Consider the following 13,478-nt stretch of genomic DNA (forward strand, 5'->3'; position numbering starts at 1 on the left):
GGTAATGTCCGATCGGGTCTTAGGGTAGCTGCTCACGCACATATTCCATCACCACGGGAATCAGGGTAAAACCAGCGGGGCTTTTTTCAATCAGGGATTTACTTAGGAGAGCACTGATGGCAGCGAGTCCATCAGGATGTTTGATGTCTTCAATGGACATGGGCTCTGCCTTTTCAGCCAGCTGCCCCAGAATATCTTGTTCTGCTTCGGACAGACGCTCATACTGCTGATCGATGAGATATTTAATATCGCCAAACATGGTTCTGCCATGTCTGCGGAAGCGATCCACATCGCCATCAAACAACTCCTGAATAGTCATGGCGACAATTCTCAGCATCAGTGGATTCCCCCGATACTGGTTGATCAGGCCTTTCCAATGGGGCTTACCTGAGGCGGGTAGCCGTTCTTCAGTTAAGAGCTGCGCCCCATCATCGTACTTTAGCCCCCCTAATTCTAAATAACGAACAGGACTATTGGTGGCCCTCGACCCGGCAAGTTCGCGGTTACGTTCACGACTGGTGACCACGATACAGCTCTGGTGAGGCTGTTCGCCCAGACGCTTTAATAGCTCGCGATAGTTGCTGTAGTCTGGTGCATACTCACTGACAAGACTGCCGCTGCTGAGAATACTTTCTAAGTTATCGAGTACCACCAGACAACGGTGCTGTTGCAGGTAAACCATTAGAGCGCTGAGCTGGTCATACCATTCATCTGAATGGGGCATCACATCGTCCGGTAGTTCATTCAGCCACTGACCTAGAACATTATCGAGGGTCGGTCGATGCCGCAGGGATTGCCAAATAACCCCATCAAACTGAGTTTGCACGACCTTGGCCAGGGTAATGGCGAGGGATGTTTTGCCCATGCCCACGGGACCAATAATGGATACAAATCGGCAGGCTGATGTGCCTAACATCCATTGTTGGAGCTGATCTAGCTCTACCTGACGACCATAGAGGACCGGGACATCTGGCATTTGGTCCCAGTTAATGGCCACTTGGGTGGTGCGATAACCTGCTGCTTCGAGCCAATCGGCAACATCACGCCAGCTTTCTAGGGCGTTGCGATCGCGACCCGTCAGTTGCTCCACATAACGATACAACCCCTGGCTTAAGGCAACTTCCACCGTACGCGCTTCAATCCCCTCATGGTCAGAGATTGCCGCTGGGCTATACCTCAGCAGTAGGCCCCGCAGTCGCGTTTTCTCTAAATCCGTCAGCCCGTAGCGCTTATGGGGCATTAGTTCTGACTTAGCTTTTGCCAAATCCCCATAAAGCTGATCTAGATTCCACTGTGCCGCCGCTTGGGCAAAAAGCTGTTCTGTAGCCATCGATAGGACAACGAACTATGAATGATATTACCCGATCGTCTTCAGCGATATGCATCTATACACCATCAGTCCCAACATTCAGGTTGAAACCCCTTTGACAGTCTCAGGGCAAGACCTACTCCCCAACAATTCATAACCTAATCCATAACCAGCAATAGCCTCTAACCAACAATCAACGCTCCTAATCTGAGGTCATGCACCAAGAGGAATGAGCTTATGATTGCCGTTAAACGAAGAGCGGGTTGGCGATTATGCGCCGCCATCTTTACCTGTGTTCTCTGTTTTAGTATCAGCCTGGCCCAGGCAGCCACACCGTTTTTTTGGGATTCCATTGATGTGGATATGGCCCTGGAAGCGGATGGTGACCTATTAGTAACAGAAACTCAAAAGTATGTATTTACCCAACCCCACAGCAACGAACGCTATCGCTATATTCCCTTAGAAGGGATTGATAGCATCACAGATGTGGCGGTTTATGAAAACAATGAACCGTTAACGGTTCAAACGGGTCGCCGCAATCATGATTATTGGATTCGTTGGCAACATTCCTTGAATGCTCCTGCTGCCCATACTTTTGTACTTCAATATCGTGTTGTGGGGGGTATTCAGGTCAAAGGAAACCGTAGCCAGCTTTATTGGAATGCTCTCTTTCCTGAGCGGAGTGCTCCGATTAATCGCGGTAACGTAACGCTGCATGTGCCAGAGGTGTTAGCCGATCAAGTGAATAGTTTTCAGGGTGAAGGGGTGGCGAGTCGCGATCTCAAACTCAATCTCACCACCTATGAGTTTGTGACCAGTGGCCCTCTGGCACCACAACAGTTTTTGAATATTCGGCTCGAATTCCCCACCAGCGCGTTAAATGTCCCACAGGCCCAGACAGATTATTGGAGCGTCAAGCAGTCATCTTGGGCTCCATTCTTTAGCTGGGCAGTGCCAGCAATCTTTGTGCTCGGTGTTTTTGGCAGCATTGTAGCGATTAGAAAACGTTGTCCCAATTGTGGCCAGATGACTCTGAAACGAACTAATCGAGTTGTGCAGAAATCAACCCGATCTAGGCGAGGGACAAGAGAAGTCAGACACGTCTGCCAAAATTGCAACTACGATCGCAGGTTTAATCAAACCATTCCTCGTAAGTCGGCTTCGAGGTCCCATACGACTGTGTGGGGTGGCTACTATGGTGGCGATGGCAGTGGTGGCAGCGGTGGCAGTAGTGGTTGCGGCGGCGGTGGTTGCGGCGGCGGCGGCTGTGGAGGAGGTGGTTAATGCATACAACTCAACAGCTACGGATGAATTCTCAACAAGTAGAGCTTTATAACCGGCTTCAGATATATTCTCTGGATCAACCAGATGCACAGTTTTCGTTTAGTCAGCGTCTCGCCCAGGAAAATTGTTGGTCATTTAAGTACACGTGCAGAGTAATTGAAGAGTATAAGAGATTTGCGTTTTTGGCGGTCGTTGCTGGACATCCGGTAACGCCGTCTGACCAGGTGGATCAGGTGTGGCATTTACATCTCACCTACACGCGCTCATATTGGGAGGATTTTTGTCCCAAGATTTTGCAAACGTCGTTGCACCATGAACCAACTCAGGGAGGAGGTATGGAGCATGAGAAGTTTGTGGATTGGTATTCGCGTACTTTGGCTAGCTATAGGCAATTGTTTGGTGAGGAGCCGCCTAGGGATATTTGGCCTGAACCGGGAGAGCGGTTTGGGCAAGAGTTGGAGTTTGTAAGGGTGAATTTGCAGAGGAATTGGCTGTTGCCTAAGTTAGGTATTATTAAGACTTTAAAGTGCTGCTTACAGTGGGTTAGACAACGATGTTGGAGAGTATCGCGTCGTTCTATCAAATTCTTTGCTTCATAGTGATTTTCGTTTGAGCCATCTTGTCAAAATACTGATAAATGGGGTGATGGGGCTGCTCAGGGCTTTCCTCCCTGAAACCCTCCTGTTCGTGGGGGCCTAAACTCCCCCACACCCCCCGACAGGGTAGTCGTTTATGGCAACTATTTTGGGTTGGGAGAAGGTTACGGCTAAGTCGATTATTAAGGTTCAGTATCCGTCACTAGATTGGCTTTACGATAGACGTCTTTTAACTGTTATACTCTGGCGATGATGGGGCCATGTCAGATAGCTGTTCGCTATCTTCTACCCAGGGCATGTCGACAGAAAACGTTGTGCCAACGCCCACCTGACTTTCTACTTCAATTTTGCCACCGTGGAGTTCTAAACATTTTTTGACAACGGCTAGTCCTAAGCCACTGCCAGACAATGATTTTACGTTTTGACCACGATGGAAGGAGTCAAATAGATGTTGCTGGTCGGCGGCTGGAACGCCAATACCTTGGTCGCTGACTTGAAACCGAGTTCGACTGTGTTCACCCCAAATATTAAGTTGAATTTCACTTTCTGGGGGTGAATATTTGATGGCATTAGTCAATAGGCTCATCAACATAGCGCGTAATAATCTCTCATCTAGAAAGGCTTCGTCATAGGTCCCTTTTTGCTGTACTAAAATATGGTGCTGCGACTGGGTATTAAATTTGACTTCCTCGACCAGGTGTTCGCAAAAAGATTGTAAATCAATCGTTTGAGGGTTAAATTCTAGCTTGCCTGCTTCAGCTCGGGTCAGTAGCAAAATATCGGACAACAGCTGTGCCATAGTCTTCGCGGCAGACTGAATGCGTCTAAGATTACGAGAACGTTTCTCTTCAGACCAGGCTACATTGCGGTTATCTAACAATTGTGCAGAGACTAAAATGGCGCTCAAGGGGGTTCTCAGTTCATGGGAGGCCAGGGAGAAGAAATTAAGTTTTAGATCGGTTAATTCCTTGGCTTGTTCAATCTCTTTATAGGTGGTTTCGATTTCCTGGCGACGGTTAAGCTCAGTGATTAAAATCTCTTCTGTATTTTGTAAGGCATTTGTTTTAGCTTGAAGCGTATGGGTGAGCGTCTCTGTTTCTCGTTGCTGTGTTAACAGGGTTTGCTGGTGTTGCTTGAGGGTTTGCAGCAGCCAGCCGTACAAAATACTCAAGAGAATCACGCCAAAGCCAGCTACCAACCCTGTCAACCAAAGATCATTATTGATGCTGACGCTGGTGTCTGCCATTTCCCACTGTAGTGCGGCGCTGCCCTCGTCTAACAATGCCTGCATCGCCAGATGGGCATCAACGCGAACTTCACTGCTTTGCTGGGCAATGTCTAGTTGCGCGGTTAGGTCCAGTTGTCCATTGTCATATTGTTCAATGCCGTCTTCTAAAATTTGAATATGGGTTTCAGTGGCAACCCGTAACCGTTCTAAGGCTTCTCGATACACTAAATCTTCTTCAAATGCGGCTTCTTCGTCTTCTAGATTTTTATGTTCTGCATCCAGCTCTTCAACATAGCTATTAATTAGTTCCAGCTTTGTTTGATAGCGTTCTAAGGCTTCTTCCTCACCTGTATTAAGATAAGAACGATGACTGGCTTCTGCTTCTGCGATCGCAACTAACAAGCCATTCAAATAGGCATATTCATTCCCCTCCACCGCCACCCAGTCAGATGGATTAACTCGACCGACAATTGCATTACGCGCCAGCAGGGCAGTCCCTAATAGCGTTGCGATCGCAACACCAAATCCTACTGTTAGCCATTGCTGAGTGCGAGAACGATTCATCGGACAGAAGGGGGCAGACCCCTACCTTGAAACTTAAGCTTGCAGGATCCACCATAATCTAGACAGCGCGATTTAACCGTCGTTATAGTCAGAGTAAGGGTCGTTGTTGATTGGGGACATCCCGTCGGAGCTGTGATGACTCTGAACCTCACAGCTTATTCGTACCAAGGATCAGCAACGCCGAGTAATTCACTGGCAACATTTTCCCATGCGCATTCTCTTAGTCGAAGATGACCTACAGCTAGGTGAGGGATTGAATGAAGCACTCACCGATGAAGGGTACGTAGTGGACTGGGTAACGGATGGAGAAATGGGTTGGATTCAGGCAACTGACTTAACCTATGACTTGATGGTACTGGATGTCATGCTACCCAAAATCAACGGCATCCACTTATGTCGACGGCTACGAGAAACGGGCAGACGTTTGCCAATCCTGATGTTGACCGCTCGCGATACCAACACTGATAAAGTTGCTGGCTTAGATGCCGGGGCAGATGACTATGTGGTTAAACCCTTTGACTTACTGGAGTTGCTGGCCCGATTACGGGCGTTATTGCGGCGTGGCACTTTGAATGACACTGGCACAATGCTGGTGTGGGGACAGGCCCAGCTCGACTCAGTCACCCATGAAGTGTTTTACGATGGCTCTCCTCTCCAACTAACACCCAAAGAATTCAGCCTCCTGGAACTATTTCTACGCAGTGGCCGACGAGTATTAAGTCGATCCGTCTTGATTGATCAGTGCTGGGCAACCAATGCACTGCCTGACGAAGAAACCGTCAAATCCCACCTGAAAAGCCTACGCCAAAAGTTGAAAAAAGCCGGTGCTCCCGCAGATTTCATTGAAACCGTGCATGGAGTGGGCTATCGATTAAAGCAATCATAGGGGTTACAGCCACTAACCGATTTCTACCCGAATTATTCCCTAGATTCTTCCAAACTGTTTTTTAGAGTGGGTGACGTAGCCTCAAGGAAATCTTGATTTCCAAAAGATTATGAAACTTAAAACTTTGTCTGTTTTACTAGGCACACTCTCACTTGTGGCAATGCCTTTAGTTCGTCCAGTGCAAGCTGAGGAATTGGTCTGTCCAGACGAGTTCGAGGGGATTGAACTGAGCGAGGACCAACAGGTGCAATTGCTAGCATTAGAAGAGCAGTTGGACGATAGAATTGAGTCCATTATGCCTGCCACGCCTGAGTCAGAGGCGCAATTGGAACAACTGGAACAAACTTTCGAACAGCAAGTCTCATCAATGTTGTCACCTGAACAGGAACAGCAAGTGGGTCAGCTCAATGCCTGGGTTGACGAAAGCGTTGCTAGCGTCGCTCCTGAGCTAGAAATAGAAGAGGATCCTGCCCTCTCAGCAGATCAGGAGGCAGCATTAGACATGATCGCAGAAGAATACGATCGCAACTTTCAGAGCATTTTGACACCTGAGCAACAGCAGCAGGTTGAAGTGCTTGAAGAACAGCTAGACGCCGAAGTAGAGGCTACCATGCCAGAGCCCAACGCTGAGCAAGCAGCCAGTATTGAAGCCGCAGAAGCAGAATATGAACAGGCTGTGCTTCAGGTTCTTACCCCAGAACAGCTACAGCAAATCGAAACCAATTTGGCCGCCTGTGCCGTAAACGAGTTCTAAATCACTCGGACACCGATCTTCTAGGCAATCCTGACTGATAGTGCTCGGTATCGCAGGGCATGGCTTCGACGGTGAGCTCAGCCGAACCGCACAAGGGAGTGCCCCTACAGGGTTGTCCATTTTAATTGGGTTTAATGGATTCGGATTTGATATGACAGGACATTCAGGGTGCTTCCTTTAGGATGCTTCCTTGACAAAAGGCGGTAGAGATTATTGGCTTGGATCTCTACCGTTTTTTATGGAAAAATATGTTGTACTTTTTTCTCTTGCCTTTTCAACAGGGCAAGCTCCAAAGTAAGCTAGCGTTGGGTCAGTAATAATACTTTAGAGCCTTGTTCATATGCGAAAGTCTCTTCTACATTGTATTGTGCTTTAATTTGCTGCTCAAAGTTGGGATAGTCTTGCTCTTTCACCTTTAAAACCAGCCATAGTCGAGTCGGCGCATCTGGAAAATTATCCAACCACTGGCCGATTTCAGCCTCACTTTTGATGCCACGACTCTTATTTGAATAGATCTCTAAAGACCCTTGGTAGTAATGGCTTAAGACGAGCTTTCGAGCAAAGAGAGACCACACAACCACATCTTCAGGTTGCTCATATTGTTCAATGGTTTCAACAATAAACTTATAATCAGGCCGATCTTGCACAGTGTAGTATCGCGCCAATCCACCGCTTACGGCGATTAGATAAGCCAGGCTGACAACTATGGCTGCAATCCGCCACTGTCGCCATAGTCGGCTCAACCCAGCCGCTAACAGGAGAAATAGGTAAGGACTAACAAAAACAAGATAGCGATTGACCCAAATCGGGATCGATATATAAGAAAAGGCTAAAATCGGCAGCAATGGCAAGGCAAACCAGGCAGCTGCCCACAAAACCTGGGGGGACTTATGCTTTTGGAAAAGGGCTAGACCAATCAATCCTGCTAATAGAAAGGTGAAGAACCTATAAAACGAAGATGCGATCGCATCACTCTGCACTGAAAATGGCCACACCGTCCAGAACTTCAGGGTGCGTACCACATTGCTTAACCCTGGAGGATTGCGCCCAGGATGGTGTGATGCATAGGTAGAGTCTGGAGCAATGGCTTGAAAAACAGATAAAACAAAGGGCGACCACAAGACAAGTATCAAGACTAGCCAGCCTGCAAAGCGGATCAAGGCAGCCCGGTGCTGGCGAAAGCGCAAACCATAGATGACAACATCGGGCAACAATAGCACCACATTGAGCGGCACAGCCAAAATTGCCAACCAACGAAATATACACCAGGCAGCCAGGGATACATGGCTGGGAGCCCCTGTTTTATCTGTGGGTTCTTCCATCAGGGCTTTAGCCAAATACCATGTGCCCGCTATCCCCAAACAGGCAGATAGCACATACATTCTGACTTCTTGGACGTGGTTAATAAATAAGGGAGAAAAGGCTAAAAAAGCTGCTGCTGCCACCCCTTCTACTTTTCCTAAAAGCCGAGATCCTAATCGGTAGATTAAAAAGATGGATGCGATCGCAAAAACCACCGACAGACTACGCAACCAGGCATCACTACTGCCAAACTGTTTCCATCCCGTCAGTAATATGTAGTAAAGCGGCCTTAACAAGTTTCTACCAGATTGGATGGCCGGTAGCTGAGAATCTTCGATACTACTGAGCTCATCCAGCCACAGCCCCTCTGCATTAATGCGATAAAAATATAGAACTGTCGCTAGGAGCATCAATAGCGTGATCGGCAGCCATTGCTGAACATTAAGCCTAGTATTCTGATAGGTCTTCTCAACAGGGCTGATTTGATCAAGCTTCATCTAAATATCTCCCCTAAACAGAATAATTAAGATGTCTGACACGCTGTTCTTCGAAATCATGCTCAAATTGAACCAATCCCCTAAGTAGAATGTTGGGAAAGTGTTGATTAGTCAACACAATAGCCACAAAAAATTAGAAGCTAACCTTATCGCGAATACGATAAATGGGCTTATTCTGAGACTCATGATATGTTCTCATCAGCAATTCACCCAGTAGCCCAAAACAGAATAGCTGTATACCTGAGAGAAATAAAACCACAGCCAGCATCAGCAGAGGGCGATCACCAATGGCCTGGTTGAGAATAAATTTAAGAAATACGAGATAAATTGCCAGAAAAGACCCAACTGACAATGATGTCATCCCCAAAACCCCAAATACATGCATGGGACGGGTCAAGAAGGTTTTCATAAAATAGACGGTGAGCAGATCCATCATGACTCGAAATGTTCTGCCTAAGCCATATTTACTCTGCCCGAAACGGCGTGGATGATGCCGTACGGGAATTTCTGTGATTCTGGCACCTTCAATAAACGCTAATGCAGGCAAAAAACGGTGCAATTCTCCATATAACTTCAGATCTGAAACTAGTTCAGCTCGATAGGCTTTGAGAGAACAACCATAATCATGGAGCTTAACGCCTGTCACCTTCGCAATTAACGAATTAGCAATTTTTGAAGGAAGAAGGCGTGTTAAGGCGGCATCCTGTCTCTGTTTACGCCAACCACTTACGAGGTCATATCCCTCTTTCATCTTCTCTAATAGTCGAGGAATATCTTGTGGATCGTTTTGTAGGTCGCCATCTAAAGTAATAACTATTTGACCTTGGGCATATTCAAACCCAGCCGCCATGGCCGCCGTTTGTCCATAGTTGCGGCGAAAGATAATGGCGCGCAGTTGCCCATGGGTTTGGGAAAGATCTTTTAACCGTTGAGTTGAGCCGTCTTTAGACCCATCATCAATACAAATAATTTCATAGCTATATGCTTCTTGATCTAGGACGGTTGAGACTTGCTCAATGAGCGTAGGCAGGTTGTCAAATTCGTTATAAATGGGAATGACTACAGACAGATATAGGGTCTCCTCAGATACTGCCGGTTGCTCAGACAAAAAATTGTTCGGCAGAACATTGGGATGTACAGAAACCGAAGAGACCATAGTGTAAATCCTCAAACTTAGCGAATGATATAACCGCAGTCTAAAAATAAATTGAGAATATCCAGGAAACTAATTGAGTAACGAAAATAGAAAAGCCGAGTAGCTACAGAAATCACAATAAAAGACAGCTCTTTTTGCCCTAGTCCAGAAGCAAAAAGGTCAAATATTGATTTAAATATCACCAGGTCAGTACTTAATAAAACAGAGGCACTGTTACTGACTGACCATCATCCTGATTATAGAATACCTGGGAGATGCGTATCTCTACTGAGAAACATGTACGTTTTACGTAATCTTTACAAGTAATTGAGAGGTTTATGGTTTCTCCACACTTACACATGTACTACAGAGATTCTAACCGTAAACTCAGCCAGCTTTACGGCATATATCAGCAGCTAAACTCACTGGCTTTTGTCAAGAAAATAACGCTAACAACTATTTACTAAAGCCTAGCTTTTGTTGCAGTTGGTTAAGCATTGTGCGATCGCTACTTTCCAGACCGAACGTCAGCACCAATGCTGTATAAAGGGTCACAATTATGCCTAAAGTGCAGCTCACCCTTGTTAAAGTGGACCACCCTGCAAGTCCAGCGTTGATGCCAATACCGCATAATAGAGAAATACCTCCCGCAGTAATCACCTTAAGATATCCCCACTGAAACCCATGTATTTTTAACACAGAATACACTTGCAAGACACGTAATAGGTTAACCCCCAGAATGCTGATGCCTGTTGCGATCGCTGCTCCCATCAGACCCCATCGGGGAATCATAACCATGTTCAGGCCAATATTAGTGATGGCTAATACAATATCTCCCATAAGTTTGAGATTTTGATGGCCTGACATGGATAAAATATGCATAGAAAATCCTCCAGGACCAGCCCTTGCCAACTGGCCAGCAGCAAGAATAATCAGGGGCAGCCAGCCAATTCCAAATTCTTGACCAAATACTTTTAGAATATCTTCGCCAATCACTGCTACGCTCAAAAAGAGAGGCAGTGTCAACGAAAAACTCCACCGAGAAGCCACGCAAAAAAGCTTATCCAACTCCTCTAGTTTGCCGCTGCTGTAAAGGTTGGCAATCATCGGGGTGAAGATAGTTACTAGCGATCGGGTAAACAGCGTCATTAGCAATGCTGTCTGGGATGCGGCTCGATAAATACCAACCTCAGCGGGCGGGCGAAAATATCCCAGCATCAGAATATCCGTCCACAGCATAATCAGCCACAGAAAACTCCCCAATGACAGTGGGATAGAAACAGCTAATAGCTTTTTGCTCTCAAAAATAGGACGAGGCCGTTGTTTGAAAAGAACAGGGCAAAGTCTTTGCAAAACACTGAGAGTGGCTAGCAGCGAAACAATGAGTGCTAACGTCCATGCCATAGCAGCGCCTCGAAGTCCCCAGCCCATATAAAATAAGGCGATCGCCAACACCAAATTTAGTAATGGCAGTAAGACTTCCCAAATCAAAACCTTGTAAGTGGCTGTCTGAAATCCAGTGGTGGCAAAGACACCAGCTGTCATGCTAGCTCCAAATGGAAGCGCTACCGCAAAAGCCTGTAGGGCAGGCACAAGCTCGGGCTGTCCAAAAACAATCTGAGCAACAGGCTCAGCAATCAAAAATAGAGCTGCCCCAAAAACGAGCCCACTGATCAAGGGAAAGCCCAGAGCCTGGAGCAACACACCTTTCAGTCGTCTCTGATCGTGTTGATCGTGATGAATTGAAACGTAGCGAATTGCGCCTGTTTCTAGACCCATCCTGGGAAACAGTTCTCCCAATTGATAGATAATAATACCTAAGGTATACAGTCCAAAGACCTCTGCACCCATTAACCAAGCGAGCAGCACTTGAGTCAGATACTTCAAACCAGTACTGATAACTTGGCCCAGGAAGGATAACCCAGCGCCCTTAATCAGCTTATTAAAAGTGGTATTTATCTGAGCCAAGCCCTATCTCCCGTGGTTAACTAGAAAAAATCTCCTATGATATCGCTATAACCCTAATCTGAGACGGGCATAAATCTGCAGCCTGCGCAGACCATCAGTATGACCTTTCCTATTTTTCAACATAGCCAGGATCTTTCGAGGTGGATGCTCCAGAAATCGAAATCGCATGGCTTCTAGAGCTGATACACGCGGCTGGCTTAGTTGTGGTGTATAGCCATACTGTTCAAGGGTAGTCCCAGCCACTGCTTCAAAAATATGGAGCTGTCGCGCTGTCATTTCAAGCCGCCATTTGCCAATGTTGCTAACTAGCGGTGGTTTAGACAGATTTTTCTGATTATTACGATCTGTGGGATAAGCTGTATCTGTTTTATAAAAGGAAAGCATTTCAGGAGAAAACTCTTCATTTAGAAAAGTGCAGATCCTATGCACAACACTTTCGGGTTTTTGCAAGAGTTCTTCGTATTTCACATCCAAAAAAGCACCGTCATCCAGTTCTGATTTAAGGGCAGATGCGACTTCAAGATGTTGCTTCCATTTTTTGGCCAGTGGATACATATGCTTGGGACCAAAGCGTGCTTTTCCCCAGGACAGAGCTACGTCCCGACCATCCCGCACAATATGTAAAACTTGCATCTTGGGGAACGCACTCAAAATTTCACGCCAATAAAAAAGATGTGCAGGCGTCTTTTCTCCCCAACGCTGTTTACCCTGGGCCTGGGTCCACGTTCGTAGAATGCCGTCCACAATTCCATGAAAGTTATACTGGGATATGGTTGCTAGTACCTCTTGACGGCTAAGACGAGGTGACCAATCTCGCATAACCTCAGTTGCAAGAATGTCATCCACCAAGCGCTCACGATTTTTCAGCTGACCCAGATCTCCGTAATATTTGAGCCAGGGGTAAAAGGTATTATAGAGATGAGATTCAAAAGGGATGGCAATTCTGGGATGACTCCCAATCAGTCGACTCAGTAGGGATGTTCCTGAGCGAGGACAGCCAAAAATAAAAACAGGAGATTCAACAGTAGTGTGGCTCGGGGCTCCAGATGGGGACAGATAATTGATAATGCTTTGCTTGTTAGTCATTTGGCTAGATCTTTATAAAGCAGTAGCAACAATGAAAACGAAAAACACCATCACTCGGAGCGCTGACGCACCGCCTTAGCAGGTACACCAGTAGCTACGGTATAGTCAGGTAGGTTTTTGGTGACAACGGCACCCGCACCGACAATACAGCCCTTACCAATTTGAACGCCATCTAGCACAATGGCTCCTGCTCCTAACCACACATCATCACCGATCTTGACAGCACCTTTGGTATATACACCTTGTTGCATAATGGGCAAATCCAGCCGATCGGTAATGTAGCGTCCTCCACCGATGTAGCAATTACCCGCAATCAAAACAGATTCACCAATGGAGATGCCACCGCTAGAGGAAATAATGGTGTTACAGCCAATATCTGTATTGTTACCAATCGTGATAGCAGCGGTTTTACTTTGAATCACACAGTTACGAGACACAATCACATTATCCCCTAAGGTAATGCCTGCTGTGGCACCGCTAGCATCTAGTAACCCATAATCATCAATGGCGACACCTTGCCCAAGCGTTATTCGACCAGGACAACGCAGGGCGATCCCTTTTCCAAAAATAGCCCCTCCACCAATGTCTTTAAAGAGCATCGGATAGAGTTTTTTCCTGAGCAAATACCCTAAGGTGCCTGGCAGATCGCTGAGGAAGAATGTGAATACCTCATAGGTAAGAAAAGGTAAGAGCTTTGTGCTACCTAGAACCTTAGCCTGATATTTTGCCAATGCAGAACCATTCCCTTGATTTAATTGTTCACTCAAGGGTGTCTTGTCAATTCGTTTTTGACCTTGATTTTGATGTTGGGAAGATATCATGGCTAACTTTTGGATAAATAGTTCACTATCAAGTTCAATGTCAAAGCT

At 46.4% G+C, this 13,478-nt stretch carries 11 protein-coding genes; 4 read left to right on the top strand and 7 right to left on the bottom strand.

The annotated features are described in order from the left end of the window. Window positions 1-19 precede the first annotated feature (19 nt). A complete protein-coding gene (locus tag U2F10_RS27550) occupies window positions 20-1,330 on the bottom strand; it encodes an NACHT domain-containing protein (protein ID WP_499873864.1) in 1,311 nt (436 codons plus the stop codon). Between the two features lie 216 nt (window positions 1,331-1,546). On the opposite strand from U2F10_RS27550, the gene U2F10_RS27555 reads away from it, so the two are divergent. Together U2F10_RS27555 and U2F10_RS27560 are read left to right on the top strand one after the other, a co-directional pair. Beyond that, the gene (locus U2F10_RS27555; protein ID WP_499873865.1) at window positions 1,547-2,593 is read left to right on the top strand and encodes a DUF2207 domain-containing protein; all 1,047 of its coding nucleotides are present in this window, start codon (window positions 1,547-1,549) and stop codon (window positions 2,591-2,593) included. Next, entirely contained in the window at window positions 2,593-3,192 is a 600-nt protein-coding gene (locus U2F10_RS27560) for a glycine-rich domain-containing protein (RefSeq protein WP_499873866.1), read from the top strand. Before U2F10_RS27555 ends, U2F10_RS27560 begins: the two co-directional genes overlap by 1 nt. A gap of 226 nt (window positions 3,193-3,418) precedes the next feature. On the opposite strand, the gene U2F10_RS27565 is transcribed toward U2F10_RS27560, so the two are convergent. Then, window positions 3,419-4,981: a sensor histidine kinase gene (locus U2F10_RS27565; RefSeq protein ID WP_499873867.1), complete on the bottom strand. Its 1,563-nt coding sequence runs from the start codon at window positions 4,979-4,981 to the stop codon at window positions 3,419-3,421. 208 nt (window positions 4,982-5,189) lie between these two features. Here U2F10_RS27565 and U2F10_RS27570 point away from each other — a divergent pair, with 208 nt between their 5' ends. Together U2F10_RS27570 and U2F10_RS27575 are read left to right on the top strand one after the other, a co-directional pair. Continuing rightward, entirely contained in the window at window positions 5,190-5,867 is a 678-nt protein-coding gene (locus U2F10_RS27570; RefSeq protein WP_163663742.1) for a response regulator transcription factor, read from the top strand. A gap of 109 nt (window positions 5,868-5,976) precedes the next feature. Beyond that, window positions 5,977-6,621, top strand: coding sequence for a hypothetical protein (locus U2F10_RS27575; RefSeq protein ID WP_163663741.1), 645 nt, complete (start codon window positions 5,977-5,979; stop codon window positions 6,619-6,621). 299 nt (window positions 6,622-6,920) lie between these two features. Here U2F10_RS27575 and U2F10_RS27580 read toward each other — a convergent pair whose 3' ends face one another. The 5 genes from U2F10_RS27580 to U2F10_RS27600 form a co-directional block, all read right to left on the bottom strand. Beyond that, window positions 6,921-8,420: a glycosyltransferase family 39 protein gene (locus U2F10_RS27580; RefSeq protein WP_499873869.1), complete on the bottom strand. Its 1,500-nt coding sequence runs from the start codon at window positions 8,418-8,420 to the stop codon at window positions 6,921-6,923. A 133-nt stretch (window positions 8,421-8,553) separates the two neighbouring features. Beyond that, complete coding sequence (locus tag U2F10_RS27585) at window positions 8,554-9,576, bottom strand: glycosyltransferase family 2 protein (protein WP_499873870.1); 1,023 nt, start codon at window positions 9,574-9,576, stop codon at window positions 8,554-8,556. A 435-nt stretch (window positions 9,577-10,011) separates the two neighbouring features. Then, a complete protein-coding gene (locus U2F10_RS27590) occupies window positions 10,012-11,523 on the bottom strand; it encodes an oligosaccharide flippase family protein (protein WP_499873871.1) in 1,512 nt (503 codons plus the stop codon). Window positions 11,524-11,568: 45 nt separating this feature from the next. Next, entirely contained in the window at window positions 11,569-12,609 is a 1,041-nt protein-coding gene (locus U2F10_RS27595) for a sulfotransferase family protein (RefSeq protein WP_499873872.1), read from the bottom strand. A 50-nt stretch (window positions 12,610-12,659) separates the two neighbouring features. Then, window positions 12,660-13,430, bottom strand: a complete 771-nt coding sequence (locus U2F10_RS27600; protein ID WP_499873873.1) for an acyltransferase — start codon at window positions 13,428-13,430, stop codon at window positions 12,660-12,662. Window positions 13,431-13,478: the final 48 nt, after the last annotated feature.

This window comes from Leptothoe sp. EHU-05/26/07-4 (assembly GCF_043421015.1).
GTDB classification, from domain to species: Bacteria; Cyanobacteriota; Cyanobacteriia; order Phormidesmidales; family Phormidesmidaceae; genus Leptothoe; species Leptothoe turfae.

Excerpts from the sequence above, each read along its gene's own strand:
- U2F10_RS27580 (WP_499873869.1), bottom strand. The coding sequence starts at position 8,420 with ATGAAGCTTGATCAAATCAGCCCTGTTGAGAAGACCTATCAGAATACT.
- U2F10_RS27600 (WP_499873873.1), bottom strand. The coding sequence starts at position 13,430 with ATGATATCTTCCCAACATCAAAATCAAGGTCAAAAACGAATTGACAAG.
- U2F10_RS27585 (WP_499873870.1), bottom strand. The coding sequence starts at position 9,576 with ATGGTCTCTTCGGTTTCTGTACATCCCAATGTTCTGCCGAACAATTTT.
- U2F10_RS27550 (WP_499873864.1), bottom strand. The coding sequence starts at position 1,330 with ATGGCTACAGAACAGCTTTTTGCCCAAGCGGCGGCACAGTGGAATCTA.
- U2F10_RS27565 (WP_499873867.1), bottom strand. The coding sequence starts at position 4,981 with ATGAATCGTTCTCGCACTCAGCAATGGCTAACAGTAGGATTTGGTGTT.
- U2F10_RS27595 (WP_499873872.1), bottom strand. The coding sequence starts at position 12,609 with ATGACTAACAAGCAAAGCATTATCAATTATCTGTCCCCATCTGGAGCC.
- U2F10_RS27570 (WP_163663742.1), top strand. The coding sequence starts at position 5,190 with ATGCGCATTCTCTTAGTCGAAGATGACCTACAGCTAGGTGAGGGATTG.
- U2F10_RS27575 (WP_163663741.1), top strand. The coding sequence starts at position 5,977 with ATGAAACTTAAAACTTTGTCTGTTTTACTAGGCACACTCTCACTTGTG.
- U2F10_RS27555 (WP_499873865.1), top strand. The coding sequence starts at position 1,547 with ATGATTGCCGTTAAACGAAGAGCGGGTTGGCGATTATGCGCCGCCATC.
- U2F10_RS27560 (WP_499873866.1), top strand. The coding sequence starts at position 2,593 with ATGCATACAACTCAACAGCTACGGATGAATTCTCAACAAGTAGAGCTT.